At 42.7% G+C, this 20,264-nt stretch carries 13 protein-coding genes; 9 read left to right on the top strand and 4 right to left on the bottom strand.

Annotated elements, in window-relative coordinates; all coding sequences use genetic code 11:
• The first annotated feature begins 16 nt into the window (after positions 1–16).
• The 6 genes from nirB to P1X15_RS18890 all read left to right on the top strand — a co-directional run bounded on the left by nirB (position 17) and on the right by P1X15_RS18890 (position 6,333).
• Positions 17–2,521, top strand: a complete 2,505-nt coding sequence (nirB, locus tag P1X15_RS18915; RefSeq protein WP_277339701.1) for a nitrite reductase large subunit NirB — start codon at positions 17–19, stop codon at positions 2,519–2,521.
• Positions 2,522–2,542: 21 nt separating this feature from the next.
• Positions 2,543–2,881 carry a nitrite reductase small subunit NirD gene (gene nirD, locus P1X15_RS18910; RefSeq protein WP_277339700.1) on the top strand — a complete coding sequence of 113 codons (339 nt, stop codon included), beginning with the start codon at positions 2,543–2,545 and terminating at the stop codon, positions 2,879–2,881.
• 97 nt (positions 2,882–2,978) lie between these two features.
• Positions 2,979–4,409 (top strand): histidine kinase, encoded by a 1,431-nt coding sequence (locus tag P1X15_RS18905; protein ID WP_277339699.1) that lies wholly within the window; start codon positions 2,979–2,981, stop codon positions 4,407–4,409.
• 15 nt (positions 4,410–4,424) lie between these two features.
• Positions 4,425–5,078: a response regulator transcription factor gene (locus P1X15_RS18900; protein ID WP_277339698.1), complete on the top strand. Its 654-nt coding sequence runs from the start codon at positions 4,425–4,427 to the stop codon at positions 5,076–5,078.
• A 37-nt stretch (positions 5,079–5,115) separates the two neighbouring features.
• On the top strand, positions 5,116–5,916 hold the full coding sequence (locus P1X15_RS18895; protein ID WP_277339697.1) for a sulfite exporter TauE/SafE family protein: 801 nt from the start codon (positions 5,116–5,118) through the stop codon (positions 5,914–5,916).
• Positions 5,917–5,955: 39 nt separating this feature from the next.
• Complete coding sequence (locus P1X15_RS18890) at positions 5,956–6,333, top strand: rhodanese-like domain-containing protein (RefSeq protein ID WP_277339696.1); 378 nt, start codon at positions 5,956–5,958, stop codon at positions 6,331–6,333.
• Positions 6,334–6,382: 49 nt separating this feature from the next.
• On the opposite strand, the gene P1X15_RS18885 is transcribed toward P1X15_RS18890, so the two are convergent.
• The 3 genes from P1X15_RS18885 to P1X15_RS18875 all read right to left on the bottom strand — a co-directional run bounded on the left by P1X15_RS18885 (position 6,383) and on the right by P1X15_RS18875 (position 13,173).
• Complete coding sequence (locus P1X15_RS18885; protein WP_277339695.1) at positions 6,383–8,701, bottom strand: ATP-dependent helicase; 2,319 nt, start codon at positions 8,699–8,701, stop codon at positions 6,383–6,385.
• 242 nt (positions 8,702–8,943) lie between these two features.
• Positions 8,944–10,197, bottom strand: a complete 1,254-nt coding sequence (locus P1X15_RS18880; RefSeq protein ID WP_277339694.1) for a sodium:proton antiporter — start codon at positions 10,195–10,197, stop codon at positions 8,944–8,946.
• Between the two features lie 321 nt (positions 10,198–10,518).
• Complete coding sequence (locus P1X15_RS18875) at positions 10,519–13,173, bottom strand: cation-translocating P-type ATPase (protein ID WP_277339693.1); 2,655 nt, start codon at positions 13,171–13,173, stop codon at positions 10,519–10,521.
• Positions 13,174–13,386: 213 nt separating this feature from the next.
• Between P1X15_RS18875 and P1X15_RS18870 the strand changes: the two genes are divergently transcribed.
• The 3 genes from P1X15_RS18870 (at position 13,387) to P1X15_RS18860 (ending at position 19,212) form a co-directional block, all read left to right on the top strand.
• Positions 13,387–15,522, top strand: coding sequence for a transcriptional regulator (locus P1X15_RS18870; protein WP_277339692.1), 2,136 nt, complete (start codon positions 13,387–13,389; stop codon positions 15,520–15,522).
• Positions 15,523–15,723: 201 nt separating this feature from the next.
• Positions 15,724–16,071: a hypothetical protein gene (locus P1X15_RS18865; RefSeq protein ID WP_277339691.1), complete on the top strand. Its 348-nt coding sequence runs from the start codon at positions 15,724–15,726 to the stop codon at positions 16,069–16,071.
• 312 nt (positions 16,072–16,383) lie between these two features.
• On the top strand, positions 16,384–19,212 hold the full coding sequence (locus P1X15_RS18860; protein WP_277339690.1) for a T9SS type A sorting domain-containing protein: 2,829 nt from the start codon (positions 16,384–16,386) through the stop codon (positions 19,210–19,212).
• A gap of 103 nt (positions 19,213–19,315) precedes the next feature.
• Here the strand turns inward: P1X15_RS18860 and P1X15_RS18855 are convergent, their stop codons facing one another.
• Complete coding sequence (locus P1X15_RS18855; RefSeq protein WP_277339689.1) at positions 19,316–19,984, bottom strand: hypothetical protein; 669 nt, start codon at positions 19,982–19,984, stop codon at positions 19,316–19,318.
• Positions 19,985–20,264: the final 280 nt, after the last annotated feature.

The raw sequence follows: 20,264 nt of genomic DNA, 5'->3' as shown, positions 1-20,264 counted from the left end.
TAAACATACGTTTTTCATGACACAACCTCTAAAGGTAGTGGTAGTAGGCAACGGCATGGTAGGATACAAATTCTGCGAAAAGTTGCTGACAAAAGCGGGTGGCGGCTCGTTTTCTATCACGGTGATTGGCGAAGAACCTCGTCCGGCATACGACCGGGTTCATCTGTCCGCGTATTTTTCGGGTACCTCGGCAGAAGAGCTTTCAATGGCTCCTGCAAGTTGGTATCTCGACAATGGCATTCGACTTCTCACGGGCGAATGCGTCACTCAAATCAACCCTCAGGCGCGCGTTGTTGTGACGCACACGGGCCTGCAAATTCCCTACGATAAGTTGATACTAGCCACGGGTTCTTCGGCTTTTGTACCAGCGGTAGCAGGAGTTGAAAAAGAAGGGGTATTTGTGTATCGTACGATCGAAGACCTCGATGCGATTATCGCTTATGCAAAAAATGCCAACCGTGCTGCGGTGATTGGCGGGGGTTTGTTGGGGTTAGAAGCTGCCAAAGCAGCACTTGATTTGGGACTTGAAACCCAAGTCGTAGAGTTTGCACCTCGGCTCATGCCAAGACAACTCGACACCGCTGGTGCTGACATGCTCAAATCCAAAATGGAGCAGCTCGGCATTGGAATTCACCTCAACAAAAACACCGCTTTTTTTGATGGTGATGTGGCAGTCAAAGGGCTATCCTTTACCGACCAAAGTTATTTGGAAGCCGATATGGTCATTATTTCGGCGGGGATTCGTCCACGCGATGAGCTGGCCAAGCAGGCAGGGCTGGCAGTAGGGCCACGCGGCGGAATCATCGTAGATGACGCCCTCACTACTTCCGATGCCCATATACATGCTATTGGTGAATGTGCGCTTTATCAAAATATGATTTATGGTCTTGTCGCTCCCGGCTATGAAATGGCCGATATAGTGGCTACCAATCTTGTTAGTGGTCAAATCGACAAAACTTTCAAACCTTTTGATATGTCCACCAAGCTCAAATTGATTGGCGTAGATGTGGCAAGTTTTGGCGAGCCTTTTTGTGAGCATATTCCCCATAATACCCTTGTCATAGAAGACAAGCTTAAAGGAATCTACAAACGCCTGAATGTATCGACCGACGGAAAATATCTATTAGGCGGGATACTGGTAGGAGAAGCTGACAATTATAATATGCTTCTCCAAATGACCAAAAATCAGATGATACTGCCACCTTCGCCCGAAGACCTCATCTTAGCTCCCCGCAAAGGAGAAGCTACCGCAGGGGCGGGCATATCGGCACTTCCCGATAGCGCGAGTGTATGCTCTTGCGAAAATATCACCAAAGGCACTATCTGCGACGCCATTGAGTCCCAAAATTTAGCCGATGTCGCGGCCATAAAAAAATGCACCAAAGCAGGTACAGGATGCGGCGGATGCGTACCTATGCTCTCTGACTTGCTCACCGAGACCTTGAAAAAACAAGGAAAAACGATAAAAAAAGTCATATGTGAGCATTTTGACTATTCGCGCCAAGAGCTTTATCATCTCATCAAAATGTCGGAGACGCGTACTTTTGAGGAGGTATTGACAGCTCATGGAAAAGGCTGTGGATGTGAGGTTTGTAAACCTGCCGTAGCTTCCATGCTAGCTAGTATTTACAATGAGGTGATTGCGAAGCAAGCCGTCATTCAAGATACCAACGACCGCTACTTAGCCAATATCCAAAGAGGTGGAACCTACTCAGTAGTACCACGCGTACCGGGCGGCGAAATCACCCCCGACCAACTTATCGCGCTGGGAGTAGTAGCTAAAAAATATGATTTGTACTGTAAAATTACCGGAGGGCAGCGAGTCGATTTATTTGGTGCTCGCGTAGAACAATTGCCCTTGATTTGGGAAGAACTCATCGAAGTTGGCTTTGAAAGTGGGCACGCTTATGGCAAAGCCCTGCGCACCGTCAAAAGCTGTGTAGGAAGTACTTGGTGTCGCTTTGGCGTACAAGATGCAGTAGGCTATGCCATTCGTATCGAAAATCGCTACAAAGGAATTAGGGCTCCCCACAAACTCAAAAGTGCCGTATCGGGCTGTACAAGAGAATGCGCCGAAGCCCAAAGCAAAGATTTTGGTATCATCGCTACCGAAAAGGGCTGGAATCTCTACTTGTGTGGCAACGGCGGCATCAAGCCTCAGCACGCCGTGCTATTTGCTAGCGACCTCGACGACGAAACTTGTATCAAATACATCGACCGATTTTTGATGTTTTATATCAAAACCGCCGAACCGCTTCAGCGTACGGCTACTTGGTTCAACAAACTCGAAGGAGGACTTAAATATCTACGCGACGTCATTATCAACGATAGTTTAGGCATCTGTCACGAACTCGAAAAAGAAATGGCCTATCTGATTGATACGTACCATGACGAATGGCGTGTGGCCGTCGAAACTCCCGAAATCAGAAGTCGTTTTACGCACTTTGTGAATTCGGAAGAAGCCGACCCGAGTCTGCAATTTGTAGAAATGAGAACCCAAAAAAGACCTGCCGACTGGTAATCCTACCCAACAAAAAAGACGATGACAAACAAAAATATAACTTGGTTTAAAGCCGCACCCATCGCAGCTTTCCCCGAAAATGGGGGTGCTTGTGTCAAATATCATGACAAACAAATTGCGGTTTTTCATTTCAAACAACTTGACAAATGGTATGCCACCGACAACGAATGCCCGCACAAACATCAAATGATCCTGAGCCGAGGTATGATTGGTGATCAGCAAGGGCATCCCAAAGTGGCTTGTCCTTTTCACAAAAAAACATTTTCGCTCGAAACGGGGCTTAATCTTCAAGGAGAAGACTATTGCATCAATGTCTACCCCGTCAAGATTGAAGAAGGTTTTGTTTTTATTGGGGTCTAAAAACCCCGCTTTGGTCGGACCTTTTCTCTGAAGAAGAGCTTCGACCAAAGCATCCTTAATCGTATGTTTTATTTGAGATTTATTCATTATAGTTAAAATGCCCATACGTATCCCTAGGCGATTTACCCGATTATACATTGTGGCGTTATCGTTGGTTGCTTTCCTGACGATACTTGGGCAAATTTTGGTTCAAAACACCCTCAAAGCTGGCCTCAATGACTCTTGGCTTGTCAACTATGCGGGCCGCCAACGCTTCCAGAGTCAGTTGATTGCCAAAACCGCCTTGCTCCTCACCCAACGCCCCGATTTGGCTCATCCAGAAATTCACTTGCTGGAATTCAAAAAAGTATTGGCCGATTGGGAGCTACATCATCATCAATTGAAAACGGGGGATTTGGCTGACATCCAAGCAAAGACCCGCAACAGCAGTACACTTCAAAAAATGTTTGACGATATTGAGCCTCATTTTCAGGCCATTCGCTCCAATTCCCATTTGGTTTTAACTAGTTTAGAAAAACGTACTCCTCTCCCCAATACCGATTCTGTCCTTAAAAACATCTTTGACAATGAACTGGTTTTTTTGCGAAAAATGGATCGCATTGTATTTCAATACGACAAGGAAGCCAAAGAGAAAGTAACCAATCTGCGAAATATTGAGATGTTACTGATGGCTCTGACGCTCTTTGTTTTGTTTTTAGAAGGACTCTTTATTTTTAGACCGGCCGTTGCCAAACTTCGAGAATCGATTTTGCAATTGATAGAAGCCCGCGAAAAAACCGCCCAAACCAACAAAGAGCTCAATGAAGCTTACCAGCAGCTCCGTATCACCCAAGCTCAGTTGTTGGAGGCTACCCAAAATCGCCACCGTCAAGAATTAAAAGAGCACAAAATACACGCAGCGGCGCTTGTACAAGGACAAGAAAACGAACGCAAACGACTCTCGAAAGAATTGCACGATGGTGTGGGACAAATGCTTACAGGACTTAAAATGATGACTGAAAGCCTGGTGGATATTGCCGATTTGAAAGAAAACGAACGTCAAAATATTCTTAGTCTGCGCGATTTGGTAGGACAAACGATACAAGAAGTACGCCATATTTCCAACAATCTTATGCCGCCTGTTCTTCACGATTTCGGCATCTCAATGGCTCTCAAACAATTGACGGATGCTTCTGCTCGTAATACCAACGCTTCTCTATCATTTTCGTCAAATGTCCAAGACCAGCGCTTTGACCCCAATGTGGAAATTGGACTTTACAGAATTGCGCAAGAAGCACTCCACAATGCCCTCAAACATGCCAACGCCGACCAAATCACATTATCATTGACTTCCAAACCCCAGAAAATCGTCCTCCAAGTCAAAGACAATGGCCGAGGATTTAAAATCAGTAAAAAGAAGAATCCGACGCAGGCACCTCAGCATGGCCTTCACAATTTGCAAGAAAGAGCTCATTTACTAGACGGAACTTTAAAAATAAACTCAATCATAGGAGAAGGAACCGAGATATTGGTACAAATTCCTCAATAATCATCTAAACTAATAATGAAAAAAATCCAAGTGTTACTCGTTGATGATCATACCATTGTAAGAAATGGGCTTAGGTCGATTTTAGAAAATACGGGCGAAGTAGAAGTAATTGGCGAAGCTTCTACGGGCGAGGAAGCCCTCGAAAAAATCATGGTTTTGGCTCCTCAAATCATGCTCGTAGACATTTCGATGCCGGGGATATCAGGTATCGATTTGGTAAAAAAAGTAGTGAAACAAAGCAACCAAATCCGACCTGTGATTTTGTCGATGCACAACGACGATGCTTATATCCTGAAATCGGTAGAAGCAGGTGCGTACGGCTATCTGCTCAAAGACGCCACTCGTGAAGAAATTTTAACGGCTCTTCACACCGTTAAAAATGGCGACAAATATTTCAGTGCTTCGGTCGCAAGCATTATTGTCAATGGCTATCTTTCGCAAGTTCAGCGGGTAGAAAAAGCCTCTGAGTCGCGTAAAACACTACTTTCTAAAAAAGAAAAAGAAGTACTCAAACTGCTCGTTGATGGCCTAAGTAGCCGCCAAATTGCCGACCAACTCAACCTCAGCGTGCGTACGGTAGACAACCACCGCGCCAATATGATGCGACGCCTCCAAGTACACAATGCCGCCGAATTGGTAAAACTTGCTTTGGAAGAAAAACTCCTCTAACATTGGCAAAGTGCCAAACTTTGTCCATGTTTACGATATGGAAATAGTCGGTTTTGTAGGGGCATTGCTGATGGGTCTATCGCTAGGGCTGGTCGGTAGCGGTGGGGCTATTCTAACCGTACCCATTTTGGTGTATTTGTTTTCGATAGATACACTACTTGCTACCACTTACTCGCTTTTTATTGTGGGTATTACTAGTTTGGTAGGTGCCACCGTACGGGCAGGGTCTGGCAATATCAACTGGCCCATGACTTTTATGTTTGGCGTACCATCCATGATAAGTGTGTATTTATCTAGAAGTGTGCTACTTCCACTTCTTCCCGACGTTATTTTCCACACCTCCTATTTTATTCTGCACAAGTCTCTTTTTCTCTTGCTGCTGTTTGCTATTTTGATGCTTATTGCTTCCTATTCAATGATACGCAACCACGACGAGCATAGCGAACTAAGCCATAAAAATGGACAATTCAACCCTTGGGCGCTGATTTATAAAGGGCTTTTGGTAGGAGTAGTTACGGGTTTTTTAGGAGCAGGAGGCGGGTTTTTGATTATTCCAGCCTTGGTTTTAATGGCTCGAACCCCTATGAAAAAAGCCGTTGGTACTTCTTTGGTCATTATCGCGGCCAATTCCTTCATGGGCTTTTGGCGCGACTATGCTCTACATCATCTCATAGATTGGCGCTTTCTATTACAATTTTCCACCATTGCTATCCTCGGAATTATGGTAGGCAGTGCTTTATCCCACAAAATAAGCGGAGACAAACTCAAACCGATTTTCGGCTATTTTATCCTCACAATGGGTATATATATTATTTTTAAAGAGCTATTTTTGTCTTAATCAATCACTAACGATTCCAAAATCTTATCCTCTTTTCAAATGAAAACCTTCCTTTCTTCATTGATTATTTTTGCTTTTTTTGGAATAAATCAAAGCGTTTTTGCTCAAAACAACCTTGATTTAAAAACATTTGTGCAAAAGTTAAAATCTACCCCCGATGCCCAAGTACTAGATGTACGTACTCCCAAAGAATGGAGCGAAGGCAAAATAAACACCGCGCAGGGCATAAATGTGATGGACGATAGCTTCAAGCAGCAAGTAGAAAAACTTGACAAAGACAAGCCTGTTTTTGTGTATTGTAAAGCAGGAAGCCGAAGTGCCAAAGCCTCTAAAGTGTTGAAAGAAGCTGGTTTCAAGTACATTTATAACCTCGAAGGAGGCGGCTACCCTGACTTGGTCAAAGAAGGGTTAAAATAAAAAAAAGGGGAGCATCCCCTTTTTTTATTATCTAATCACCTGTGGTTTGTTACCTCAAAATACGCAACTTAGCAAAACTCAACAGGAGTGTTTTTTCGCCTACGCCATCAAAATGAATCACCGCTTTGCGGTCATTGCCATTGATGTCCATTTTCTTGACGGTTCCCTTCCCAAACTTAGGATGCTCGACGCGATTGCCCTCTTCAAGGGTTGAAGTATCGCTCGGAACAAAAGGCTCAGACGATGTGCTACCTGCCGCCGAAGGAGTATTATCTTTTTGAGTAGCAGGAGGTTTAGCAACACCTGATACTGCCTTCGAGGGTTGGGGGCTAGAATTACCCACGGGTTTGCGAATAAAATTCATGGCGGCAGGTTCGGCATTGTTGCGATAATCGTCAAATCCACCCGAGCGACGCCCTTTCGAAGTCGTCAAGAAACGTTGATCTACTTCGTATAAAAATCGACTTGGCTCACACATATTCAAGCGCCCCCAATTGTAACGACTTTCGGCATACGAAAAAGTAAGTTTGTTTTCGGCGCGGGTAATAGCCACGTAAAACAAGCGCCTTTCTTCTTCCAAATCCTCTCGTTTTTCGAGCATCATTTGGCTCGGAAAAAGCCCCTCTTCCAAACCTACCACATATACATTTTTGAACTCTAGTCCCTTCGCACCGTGAATGGTCATGAGGGTTACGCGGTCGGTATCGCCGTCATCTTCGTTTTCGTCGGCATTGGTCAAGAGCGATACCGTTTGTAGAAACGAACTCATGGTTTTATCTTCAATATCAGTATTATCCACAAACTCTTTGATGGCATTGAGCAACTCTTGCACGTTTTCATAGCGGCTTAAACCTTCGACAGTCTTGTCTTCGTAGAGTTCTTTCAAGATACCCGATGTTTTGGCCACGTGTGCCGCTACCGTATAAGCATCTTTACCTTCTTCAATAAGTAATTTGAAACTCTTTATCAAAAAAGCAAACCCCTCAATGGGTATAGTCGCTCGCCCTGAAATATATTTTGTAATATTGGCCACTACCTCCCATACCGGCACTCGGTTTTCGGCGGCGGTCACTGCGATTTTGGCCACGGTTGTATCGCCAATACCCCGTTTGGGAAGATTAATGATACGTTTGAAAGCTTCTTCGTCGTTTTGATTGACAATAAAGCGCAAATACGCCAACAAATCCTTGATTTCTTTGCGTTGATAAAACGACAATCCACCGATGATTCGGTACTTGATGTTGAGTCGGCGAAGCGCCTCTTCAAAAGCTCTTGATTGCGCATTGGTACGGTACAAAATCGCGAAATCGGTATTTTTGAGTCCTTTGTTTACTTTTTCTTCAAAAATCGCCGTCGCTATCAATCGCCCTTCTTCATTGTCGGAATTGGCTTTGACGACATCAATCAGTACCCCTTCCGCATTTTGCGTAAAAACGCTCTTCTTCAATTGTCCTTTGTTGCGAGCAATCACCGAATTAGCCGCATTGACGATGGTCTGGGTAGAGCGGTAATTTTGCTCCAATTTCACCACCCGTACCTCTGGAAAGTCTTTTTCAAAATTGAGGATATTCTGGATATTGGCACCGCGAAAAGCATAGATACTCTGGGCGTCGTCGCCTACCACCGCGATGTTTCGATGTACTGCCGCCAATTTTTTGGTAATCAAGTACTGAGCTACGTTGGTATCCTGAAACTCATCTACCAATACATACTTAAATTTGTGTTGGTATTTGTTCAGGATTTCGGGAAAATCGCGAAATAAGACGTTGGTATTAAACAACAAATCATCAAAATCCATGGCATTGGCCTGAAAGCAGCGCGTGCTATAAGCCTTGTAAAGTCGCCCAATTTCGGGCAGTTTAGCGGCTTCATCATCGGCCCTAAACAGCGGATTTGCCAAGTACTCATCCGCCGAAATGAGGTTGTTTTTTGCCCCCGAAATACGATTAAAAACGACGTTGGGCTTATAAGTTTTATCATCCAAATTCAGTTCTTTTACGATGCTCTTAATGAGTGATTTGGAATCGTCGGTATCATAAATAGAAAAATCAGAAGTATAGCCTAAGTAACGAGCTTCGATACGCAACATTTTGGCAAAAACGGCGTGAAAAGTTCCCATCCAAATATTTCTTGCCTCTTGTCCTACCACTTTTTCGATACGTTCGCGCATTTCGCCCGCAGCCTTGTTGGTAAAAGTCAGCGCCAAAATCCGAAAAGGATCCACGCCGTTTTCGATAAGGTGCGCAATCCTAAAAGTCAATACACGCGTTTTGCCCGAACCTGCCCCCGCAATAATCATCAAAGGCCCTTCTCCGTGCGTAACGGCCTGGGCTTGTGGTTCGTTTAATCCGCTTAAATAACCTGTCATTAGATAAAATTTGATTTTGATAGAAAACAAAAACAAAGTTAGGGAAAAATGCCCTCGTTTGGTAGCAATATGTGGGATGAGCCACAAACATTAGCCCCTCGCTCGGTAGCTCAAGGTTTTTTTAATATGACATGCCCCCCTTCAAATCACTTTCTTGAAGATTTTAGAAGTACCTAATACTGCAAAACCCGTAGGTAAATCGCCTACGGGTTTTGTAATGTTATGAAAACGTAATTTGTGATTTAGACTTCTGAAAGTTTAGGGGTGTTTTTAGACTGTGTGAGCTTGCCCACCGTAAGCCCTTGCACCAAAATAGAAAAGATGACGATAAAGTAAGTAATCGCCAAAAACAAATCTTTGTTCAGGTCTTTTTCAATCGATAGTGCCAACGCTACCGAAACTCCCCCTCGAAGACCGCCCCACACCAAAATAGTAATGGTTTGGCGATCAAATTTTGTTTTGAAAGGAATAATAAGCGTGGGTATCCATATCGAGATAAACCTTGCAAATAGCACCACTACAATGCTAATCAAACCGACGAGCCAGTATTTGGTAATATCAGGGATGAGCAACAATTCAAGCCCAATGATTAAGAAGAGAATAGCATTCAGAATTTCATCAATCAGCTCCCAAAATTTATCTAGATAATCGCGCGTGGTGACCGAAATCCGCGTTGCTTTTCCATAATTCCCAATCACAAGTCCAGCAGCCACCATGGTCAAAGGTCCCGAAATATGCATCGCTTGTGCAATCAAGTAACCACCCATTACAATCGCTAAAGTAATCAAGGCCGATACATTGGCACTGTCGATTCGTTGCATGGCTCTTGACCCAATAAACCCGAGCAATATCCCCATTCCAAATCCGCCTAGCACCTCTTTGGCAAGCAGCCAACTCACACTCCCAAATGACAAATCGACATCTTCTCCTTTGGCAAGCTCTAACAATACCACAAACACCACAACCGATACGCCGTCGTTGAACAATGACTCACCAGCTACCTTGGTTTCCAACGACTTACGCACACCGGCTTTTTTGAGAATCCCTAATACGGCAATAGGATCGGTTGGCGAAATCAATGCTCCAAAAACCAGGCATTGAATGAGCGGAACATTCAGGTGAAAAAACTGAAGAATATAATAGCTGATAAAACCCACAATAACCGTGGAAATAATCACACTTACGGTAGAAAATACAATAATAGGTGCGCGCTGCTCTTTCAAGTCTTTGAGACGGATGTGAATAGCTCCTGCAAAAAGTAGGAAATTGAGCATTGCACCCATCAATATTTCAGTAAAATCAAGATTAGCAATCAAGCCCGAAAAACCCGCAAATAAATTAGGGAAGATATTGCCAGTAATAACGAGCGCAATCGACACAAGCATGGCCATCAGCATAATGCCGATAGTGGAAGGCAACTTAAGAAAGCGCTCATTGAGATATGAAAATATGGCTGCAAGAACAATAAGTACTGAAAATGAATAGTACAACTCCATATATTACTAAGGGTTTATGGTTTTTAAAAACTAACTAAAACAAACACGCCTTGCCTACATTTAAAGCAAGTACAAGCACCCAAAGAAGATAACAGAAACGATTTTTTGTCGGAAGTAAAGCGGGTCTATTGAAAAGAACCTCTCCTTTTAAAAGAGGTCATTTCTCCAAAAAGTTCATAATTTACGCAAAAAATAACACATACTTTCTAAAACACCAGCGTTTGTTTTCAATAAAATGGTGAATAACTTAGGTGTTTTGAGCAGCGCGCCAACCCCCATTTGTCACCCCTCAATGATAAGTAGAAGCAAGGGATTAGACACTCATTTGCTTATTTTTTTAAAGAGTTTAAACACCTCGTTTAACACCAAAGGAAATACCCCTAACCCCATGATTTCGAGCCAAGATCTAAGATGCAAGGGTTGCAATTTGAAAGCTTGTGCTAAAAAAGGAACCTCCAACAACACGATTTGTAAAAGAAACCCAAGTACAATTGCTCCAATCAAGTATTTATTTTTGAAAATACCCACTTTAAAAATACTTTGTTGAGGGTGTCGTAGAGCCAAGGCATAAAATAATTGACACGCAATAATTGTAATAAAAGCAATCGTGCGAGCATATCCTAATATATGAGCAGGTACATCTGTATCAAAAGGAGAATAACCATACTCGCTAAAGCCCAACCAATACGAGACAATAGTCACTCCTCCAATCGACAATCCACCTAGGATAATATTGCTAATGGCGCCGTGAGCAAAAAAACTTTCGTTGGCTTTGCGGGGGCGATGCTTCATTACATCCTTACTACCAGGGTCCATTCCCAAGGCGATTGCTGGCAAAGAATCGGTCACTAGGTTAATCCATAACAACTGAGTAGCGAGCAAAGGCACAGGCATTCCTGCCACAATCGCCACAAGCATCGTAATCACTTCCCCTAGATTGCTAGAAAGCAAAAATACCACCGATTTTTTGATGTTGTTGTAGATATTTCGTCCTTCTTCTATGGCCGAGATGATGGTAGAAAAATTGTCGTCGGCCAAAATCATATCCGAAGCATTTTTGGCGACATCGGTTCCAGTAATGCCCATTGCCACCCCAATATCCGCCGCATTCAGAGAAGGCGCGTCATTGACCCCATCGCCCGTCATTGATACGATGTTGGATTGAGCCTGAAAAGCCTTTACAATATTTACTTTATGCTCAGGTGATACCCTTGCAAAAACCCGATAATTGCCCACTTGTTTTTCTAACTCTTCGATTGACATCTGATTGAGTTCCGTTCCCGTAATAGCCTGCTCACTTTCTTCGGCAATCCCGAGTTCTTTGGCTATCGCTACCGCCGTAGTTTTATGATCGCCCGTAATCATGATAGTGATGATACCTGCCTCTTTGGCTAACTTAATTGAGTCTTTTACTTCATCTCTTGCAGGGTCTATCATTCCCACTACGCCAATAAGCACCAGTTCTTCTTCAAAATCATGGTGCGCCACCTGAGTATGAGTAGACTTATAAGCCACAGCCAAAGTACGCAACGCCTGCGCCGACATTTGATCAATCGCCTCCATGAGTACTACCTGATGCGTATCTATGAAAGGGATAATATCCCCTTGTTCTATCACATATTTACATTTGAGAATGAGGTTGTCAACGGCACCTTTGGTATATACTATAAAATTGTCGTTTTCTTGATGCAAGGTAGACATCATTTTGCGGTCACTATCAAAAGCCAATTCATCTATTCGCGGTTGCGATGCGTGGATTTCATTTCTGTCCATGCCTAAATCATCGGCTAGCATCAACAAGGCTATTTCTGTCGGGTCTCCGGTCGATTTTTCGTCTTGGAGGGTGGCATCCGAATTGAGCACCATTGCTTTCACCAATAAAGAAGCTTCGTCAGAAATACTTTCTTTTTTTTGGACCTTGGCCACTCCATCCGTAAACGTAAAATAATGCGTGACCGTCATTTTGTTTTGGGTCAAGGTTCCTGTTTTATCGGAGCAAACGATATTGACCGACCCCAAGGTCTCCACGGCAGGCAATTTCTTGATAATGGCATTTTGTTTGGCCATTTTGGTAACTCCCAGCGACAACACAATCGCCACAATAGCCGCTAAACCTTCTGGAATAGAAGCAACTGCCAACGAAACCGCCGTCAAAAACATATCGGTAAGGTCGCGGCCTTGTAGATAACCTATCCCAAACATAACGACACAAATCGCCGCAGCAATGATACCTAGCGTTTTGCCCAGTTCATTTAGTTTTTTCTCCAAAGGAGTCACCGTTTTTTCTTCTTGGCTGATGATAGTGGCGATTTTACCAACTTCCGTTTGGTTGGCTACCTCCACCACAATCCCCATGCCTCTACCGTAAGTCACCAAGGTAGACATATAGGCCATATTGAGACGGTCGCCGAGGGGTGCCTGAGCCTCTTCAATAATGGCTTTGGCATCTTTCTCGACGGGGACAGATTCGCCCGTCAGTGCTGCTTCATCTATTTTCAGATTGGCACTTTCTACCAATCTCAAATCTGCGGGCACATACCGACCCGCATCCAATACTACTATATCTCCTACCACAATCTCCTCCGATGACACTTCTATTTGATGACCATTTCTTCTTACCAAAGCTTTGGGCGAAGCAAGCTTTTTGAGCGCTTCTATGGCGTTGCCTGCTTTTACTTCCTGAAATACTCCTAAGACTGCATTGATAAAAATGACTATCAAAATAATGGCTCCATCTACGTATTCTCCCATAAAAAAAGTGATAGCCACTGCACCAAAAAGCACAAAAATCAAAGCATCGTTGAGTTGGTGAAAAAACATCAACCAAATCGGTTGCTTTTGGGCCGCCTGCAAGATATTGGGACCGTTTTCAAGTAATCGCTGTTGGGCTACTTCATTGCTAAGTCCAGCATGAATTTCGGTAGAAGTTTCCGAGGCAGTTTCGTCAATCGTTTTTAAAAACCATGGATGTGGCATAACCTAAATGATTTTGTAGGATGTCAATATACTTAAACAACCTTTATTTTGGTACATTTTCTACCCTTTTTCTATGATTTAACAGTTTAGTAATAGTTTCACTAACACGCTCTTATCCGTCAGCAATTTACCTCTGTCTATTTATAGCCTAAATCAAACCAAAGAGCGTATTATGATTGGTTAGCTTGCCAATGAATCTTAAAAATTCTCCACATGTCTTCTATTAAAACCTTTTTACTGATTTTGCTCAGTTTCCCTATATCGGCCTGTTTGGCACAAGAAACTTATTTGCAAACAGTCAAAACCGACATTATCCTCCCTGACGAAGCTGGTAAAAATGTTATTAAATTATTCAATTCTGAGGCAAATGTAGTAGCTGTTACTTCCGCAGGCGTTTTCAGGCAAAAAGACGGGAAATGGACGGGTCGGCGTCAAGGCACGGGATGGCGCACAGCCACGCTTGATTTGGACGGCAACGTGTGGATGGCTTCGGCTAAGAACATTCAATCCGAAAAAAATACAAAAAACATGGGGTCGCCTCCCTTAGCGGTCAATGATACGATTGTGTGTTTGTTTTGGGAAAGCAAAAATACATTATGGGTAGGTACTACTGGGGGATTATGGAAGTGGGAAGACCGTTGGGATTTTTCGCCCCTCATAAAACCAATCCGGGTAAACGATATAGTCAAAGATGCAGCGGGAAGCTTGTACATAGCCACTACGAAGGGGCTTTGGCGGAGAAAAGATGATAAATGGGTAAACCTCGACGAGACCTTAATGGCCATAGGCAATCAAGAGACCTACTATGCTCTTTCTCCTTACAATCAAGGTAAGGATATGATTTTTGGTAGTGTATGGGCGGTGAGTTGTATCGCCGACAACGGCGACCACTGGACACTACGCGGTGCAGATGGCTTGCCTTATGGCCCAGTCAGAGTAGTGCGCCCGGCCCACGATGGTATCTGGATGGGTACTCATAAGGGCGTTATCAAAAAAGATTCAAGTTGGCATTATTATCATGGTAAACGATGGATGCCTCATGGTCAAGTAAACGACATTTTGGTCATCGACTCACTGACGGTTTGGATTGCTACGCCCGAAGGTATTTCTCAAATCAAACAACAACCGATGACTTTGGCGCAAAAAGCAGATCTCTTTGAAAAAGTCACCGCACTGCGGCACAATCGTCGCGGGCTTATCAATCGCTCCAAATTAAAAATTCAGGGAGATATATCAAGTAGTTATTCAGACAATGAAGACAACGACGGTCTTTGGACTTCGTGTTATTTACTAGCCGAATGTTTTCGCTATGCGGCTACGGGCGATTCGGCAGCCAAAGCCCGTGCCATTGAAACTTTTGAAGCTTTGGAAAGGCTCGAAACCGTAACGGGTATATCGGGCTACCCTGCCCGCTCCTACGCCACCGCTACCGACATAGTGACACAGTCGCGGTCGCCACATCCTAAAAAATGGCATTCGTCCCCTGATGGCAAATGGCAATGGCTTGATGATACTAGCTCTGACGAAATCACGGGGCATTTGTTTACGCTACCTCTTTTTTATGATATGGTGGCAGATTCGGCTCAAAAAAAACGTGTCCGGCAGCTAATCAAGCGCATTGTTGACCATATTGTTGACAACAATTATCACTTGATTGACTTTGATGGAAAACCTACACGCTGGGGTATATGGCATCCCGACTCGCTCAATCATTCACCCAATTGGATGTATGAAAGAGGACTTAATTCGCTCCAAATTCTCTCTTTTTTGAAAACTGCTTATCATTTCACGGGCGATTCAAAATTTGAAAAACATTATCAGTATCTAGTCACGCAGCACGGCTACGCTAAAAATGCGGTACAAGCCAAAATCTTTGGGCCTTTTGAAACAAGTCATTCGGACGATATCCTCAATTTTTTTCCTTATTACAATCTACTTCGCTACAGCCAAGGCGACCCTCATCGGGAGCTTTATCAAAAAAGTTTGCTAAGAAGTTGGCAGGCCGTCCGCAACGACCACATGCCCGTCTGGAACGTATTGAGTAGTGTGATGCTCAACAAGGATTGTGATTTACAAATAGCTCTTCAAGAAATCCAACAGTACCCCTTGGATTTGGTAAACTGGACCATGGAAAACAGTCATCGGTGGGACTTGCCCAAAGACCAACTCGTAAGCCGTTCAGGGAAGCTTCAATCTACGAAGCCTATTCCTACGCCCGAAAGCAATATTTCGCGCTGGAATACCAACCCCAAACATTTTGATGCGGGCGACGACGGAAAAACGGAAGAAAGTGGCAGTTATTTTCTGGCCGCTTATTGGATAGGACGTTATTATGGATTTTGGAAGTAGTAGAATGGAGACTAATCCCCTCGTTTTCTTACCGTTGCAAAGACGAACATGAGTGAGATGCTGCCAATAAAAAGATATTTTAATTCCAACTTTTTTCGACAAAGCAACGTCCTTAGGACAGAAAATAGATTGATTGGAACCCTCTCGTATTTACTGTTTAAAAAAATTTAAACAGCATCTCAGCAATAACCACAAAAAACCATGTATCGCTATTTACTCTTATTGACTTTGTTGGTTGCATCGGTAAGTTGTAAACAAGACACGCCTAATCCTGCTGTAGCGGGCTGCTATGGTAGCACCAATCTAAGTCGCGCTCAACATGTTGTCAACGCCCCTGTGACGGTCGTTGCTTCTGGAGGCTTGTACAGTGGCTATATGCTTATTTCTGATACCAATGGAGTGGCGTGGGGTAGTTGTGGCCTGTCTGAGGAATTCAAAAAAAACAATTTGAAAATTTATGTTACTGGCTATTTTCTTACTTCTCCAGAGCTAGATTTACAAAATATATCTCCCCTACCTTTCGAAGTTACGGCTGCTAAATCCAGATAGTATCCAATCCCCTCCGGTTACGAAAACCCAAACTCATGGCCAGTATCCGTTTGGATACGCTATGAATCAGTTAGCCCAGCCCCCTGCATTCAATCTATAACTACTAGATGCTCTTAACATCGAAATAGCAAGGCAAAATCGCTTCAGTTTTGTCTACTCTTTGAGAGTCTCCAGTGTATGAGTGGAACATGAAAAGAAGTCTATTCCTCTTTTTACATACAACTCTTTACCTCTGTTTCTTCGTCTTTCATAATGTCTTTCTTATAATGGATTGAATCAAAACCATTTCTAGTATTTACTGATAATTATTCAATGAAAAAAGCAGCCATTCTATTATTCTTAGCCTGGAGTGTTGTTTCTGGTAGCTATGCACAAAACAAGAAAACTTACGTACTAGACTCTCAATTTAAAAGTCCTGATTTTGTGGGCGATAAAGTCGCTGCTGGAGCAAGCCAGTCTCCCCTAGTTTTGCCAGATGGAAAAGTCATCCTAATCACCCAAAAATTTGACTACATCGACGACAAACACCTGTCGGGCAATACGTTGAGAATCAATAAAGATGGAAGCTACGATCAAACCTTCCAACAAACGTATATTCATCCGATTTATGAAATTTCAGCCTCTAAAGTTTTCCCAGATGGAAAAACGGTAATCATTCCTGATGCTAAATATTCATCCATTCAGCAAATAATCAATTTTAACGATCGAGGTGTTGATACGATTTACAGACCTAAAGGAAATTATTTTGTTTATGGGCTAAAGATTCAATCAGACGGTAAGATAGTTGTTCTTAATTTGGCAACAGAGAGTCAAAAATATGAACTGCTTCGCTTATTGAGTGATGGAAGCCCAGACACTACGTTCCGCTTTGCTCAGGAAAAATTTGATGACAACAGTCGTTTTCTGGGCCTAACCGCTGACGATAAAGTTTTAATCGGTGGTGCTCGCTTTGACACCATTACCGTCAAACTATTCAAGAAAGACGGACAATTAGAAAACAAATTCCACCTTCGTCAAAATAATACAGCCTTTTCTTCAACCTCTTTGGATATAGCTCAGTTTTCAATCTTTCCTAATGGAAAGCTGTTTCTGAAAGACCTAAACTCCAACACCTATTTTATTTTTAGTGCCGACGGAAACCTTGAAAAAAAATATTCTTTGCCGCTTTCAATAAAAGTTGATTCTCGACAAAGCTCTCTTTTATCCGACGGTACCATTGTGGAGTCTACTCAAAAAATGCCTTATAGAATCAATACGATTACGAATGAAATCACTCCCTTACTTAAGGATACAACACTCATCAACCCTGCATTTGGCTATCAAATTACATCGCTTGCTAACGGCACCTTTTTGCTGTCAAATCACATCAATGACCTTACGTGGATTGACGGTGCAGGAAATGTGCTTCAAAAATCTTCTGTACGCCTTCACCGATCAGGTGTAAAATCAATTCAGGCGTTATTGAAAGACAATCAAATTTTAGCAGATATCCAACAAAACTCTAGCTCCGACCTGTATCGACTCCACAAAGACGGCAGCTTCGACAACACGTTTATTTTTCAACCAAAAAAAATTACACAACCGACCTCCTTTACTTCGAATCGCAGTTTTTTGGCCAACAACATCATGAATTTGTACAACTTAAACGACGGTTCGTTGCTTATAAATCTATCGCCAGAATGGGACTCGCTTCCCAAAACTTACCGAATAAAAGTTGACGGTAGTATCGATGAACGATTTGTAAGAACTGGTGCTACAACACTTCCTTTACCGAATAATTTATTCTTGATAATACCTTGGTCTCGGTATGGCATCCCCCCAAAAAGAGAAATTGTTGATAATCAAGGGCAAGCGGTCAATCCTCAAAATGCCTTTCATCAACTCGCTCTACAACCCGATTTTTCTTCCTATTATTTGTTGGAAGATGGCAAACTTCTGATCAGAATGTATGATTTAAAGATAAACAATTTTGCTTTCTCTCGTCTTCTAGCCAATGGCACACCTGACCCTTCGTTTGAGCTTACCAATCAGACTTTGGATTTAAGGGCTATTCAAAAAGACGGTAAACTCTTGATGGGCAGTGATTATCAGGAAGAGTTAAAAAGATTCAATACTGACGGGTCGTATGACAATACCTTCAAGGCCGTTTTGTCTGACAATGGGCCGTCTCCCTATGTTTATAAGGCTTATCTTCAAACCAATCAAAAAATCATCATTTTCGGGCGATTTGGTGATTACAATAAATTCATGCGATTAAATACTGACGGCTCGGCAGATTCCACATTTATTATCCCTAAAGAGCTTAATTTGGACTTAATCAGCAGCATTTATCCAGTGTCAGAGGAAGAGATTCTCATCATTTATAAGGGAAAAATCGAGCGTTTGGTGGTTAAAGAATGCACGGTGCCTCAGATAAAAGCCACTAAAACCCTGGCCTGTGCCAATGAACCTGTGCAGTTGAGTGTTGGTGCTATTTCGGGATTCAGTTATCAATGGCAGAAAGATGGAAAAGCCTTGGGATTAAGTGACACCGTGATTTCAGTAAGTGCGGGAGCAGGAGGCAGTTACAACGTAGTGGCCATCGATGCTGATTGTGGTAGGCACTCCTCCAATGAACTTACGATTACCTTTTTACCTGTTCCGAATGCTCAAATTGTCAAAATCACCCCAGTCGTAAGTCCAAACCCTAGCGGAGGTACTGTTTCTGTAATTTTGGAAGCCAATGACAATCCCAGTTGGACTTATCAATGGCAAAAAGACAGTATCAATATCAACGGAGCCACTAGTATGAAATATGAGGTGAAAGCGTCTGGATATTATAGGGTAAAAGCAAGCCACAATGAATGTAATCACTTTTCAGCGGCTTTGTATATCCACATAAGTCCCGGTTTGTTAGGTACCGAGTCACCGCAACAACAAAGTTCGGTCAGTGTTTTTCCCAACCCTAATAATGGAACTTTTAAGTTAGATTTCTCGCCAGGTCTCTCAGAAGGAAAAGTCGAATTGTTTGATATGCTAGGCAGAACTCAACCATTTAGACAGCAAAATGGCTATTTCCACACCCAATTGAACAAAGGAACGTATCTTATCAGGGTAAGTCAAGGACTGAAAACAGCGACGACCAAAGTGGTAATTGAATAACTTATTCTTACCACTATTTGGTCTTCACAGTTAAAGCTGTCGAAGTATCGGAACCTGCTTTCCTCTCACACAACACTCATTGTGTGAGAGGGTGAAACAATTTCTAAAAAACACCTCTGACCTCCAGAAAATGCAAGAGTTGAATCACATCAGCTTCGTTGTTGATTTTCTTTCCGAATTGTTCAATATGCCATTCGATAGACTCATAATGGCGTACTAAAGCCAATGAAACAGAATAATCAGTAAGCTGAATGGGCCGTAGTTTATGGTTGGGAAAAAGCAGGTAAAAATCTTTTTTGCGAACTACTTCTCCCCGAAAATCATTATCCAAGGATTCAGGAAGCCCATCTTTATACCCCTTAGCATATTCCTTCAAAACGCAAGAATGATGTACTAATACCTTCACTTTCCCTACCGAGAGTGGCTCATAAAAGCGACCTTTGATGCATACAAAATGATGCCCGTCTAAGGTAAGATTCGTATTGGTAATTGCGCGAGTGTTATCTTCAAAGTGAACTAAAAATTGTTGGTTCAACAGATCAAGCAGCACAAGCTTGGCTACCGTATCACCTCCAGCTACCGAGAATCTGCCAAGGGTAAGCGTATCTTTCCAATAAATACTTCCTTTGTATTTGTTTTTTATCAATGATTCCGACGACATTTTGTAGTCGAATTCGGTGTATTTTTCACCTTTTTCGTTAACAAAAACCCCTGTTTGAGCGACTGTATCAAGCCCCACAAGGCAGGCAATAAAAATGAGGAATGGCTTCACTGTAGCGTAGGTAGAATCAGGTTGAGTGTATGAGGATTCGAAATTAATTATTTTATCTGTAAAAAAACATTACAATATCAATTATCACTAAGGCTGACAAAACAAAAATAATATTAAGAAAGTCATAAGAATCAGTTGCGTTGGCCTTCTGATTTCAGCGAAATACTGTATGAGGGCGGGACTTCATGATAAAGCAGAGGAATATCCAGAGAATTAAAAAAAATCCATTAGTCAAACACTGATTAATGTTTGTATTAGCTGCTACACATACATCTATAGG

The sequence above is a fragment of the Runella sp. MFBS21 genome, assembly GCF_029433105.1.
Classification (GTDB): domain Bacteria; phylum Bacteroidota; class Bacteroidia; order Cytophagales; family Spirosomataceae; genus Runella.
The sequence above is the reverse complement of the archived record's forward strand: the minus strand, read 5'-3'. Positions and strand labels throughout refer to the sequence as shown.

Excerpts from the sequence above, each read along its gene's own strand:
- nirB (WP_277339701.1), top strand. The coding sequence starts at position 17 with ATGACACAACCTCTAAAGGTAGTGGTAGTAGGCAACGGCATGGTAGGA.
- nirD (WP_277339700.1), top strand. The coding sequence starts at position 2,543 with ATGACAAACAAAAATATAACTTGGTTTAAAGCCGCACCCATCGCAGCT.
- P1X15_RS18905 (WP_277339699.1), top strand. The coding sequence starts at position 2,979 with ATGCCCATACGTATCCCTAGGCGATTTACCCGATTATACATTGTGGCG.
- P1X15_RS18900 (WP_277339698.1), top strand. The coding sequence starts at position 4,425 with ATGAAAAAAATCCAAGTGTTACTCGTTGATGATCATACCATTGTAAGA.
- P1X15_RS18895 (WP_277339697.1), top strand. The coding sequence starts at position 5,116 with ATGGAAATAGTCGGTTTTGTAGGGGCATTGCTGATGGGTCTATCGCTA.
- P1X15_RS18890 (WP_277339696.1), top strand. The coding sequence starts at position 5,956 with ATGAAAACCTTCCTTTCTTCATTGATTATTTTTGCTTTTTTTGGAATA.
- P1X15_RS18885 (WP_277339695.1), bottom strand. The coding sequence starts at position 8,701 with ATGACAGGTTATTTAAGCGGATTAAACGAACCACAAGCCCAGGCCGTT.
- P1X15_RS18880 (WP_277339694.1), bottom strand. The coding sequence starts at position 10,197 with ATGGAGTTGTACTATTCATTTTCAGTACTTATTGTTCTTGCAGCCATA.
- P1X15_RS18875 (WP_277339693.1), bottom strand. The coding sequence starts at position 13,173 with ATGCCACATCCATGGTTTTTAAAAACGATTGACGAAACTGCCTCGGAA.
- P1X15_RS18870 (WP_277339692.1), top strand. The coding sequence starts at position 13,387 with ATGTCTTCTATTAAAACCTTTTTACTGATTTTGCTCAGTTTCCCTATA.
- P1X15_RS18865 (WP_277339691.1), top strand. The coding sequence starts at position 15,724 with ATGTATCGCTATTTACTCTTATTGACTTTGTTGGTTGCATCGGTAAGT.
- P1X15_RS18860 (WP_277339690.1), top strand. The coding sequence starts at position 16,384 with ATGAAAAAAGCAGCCATTCTATTATTCTTAGCCTGGAGTGTTGTTTCT.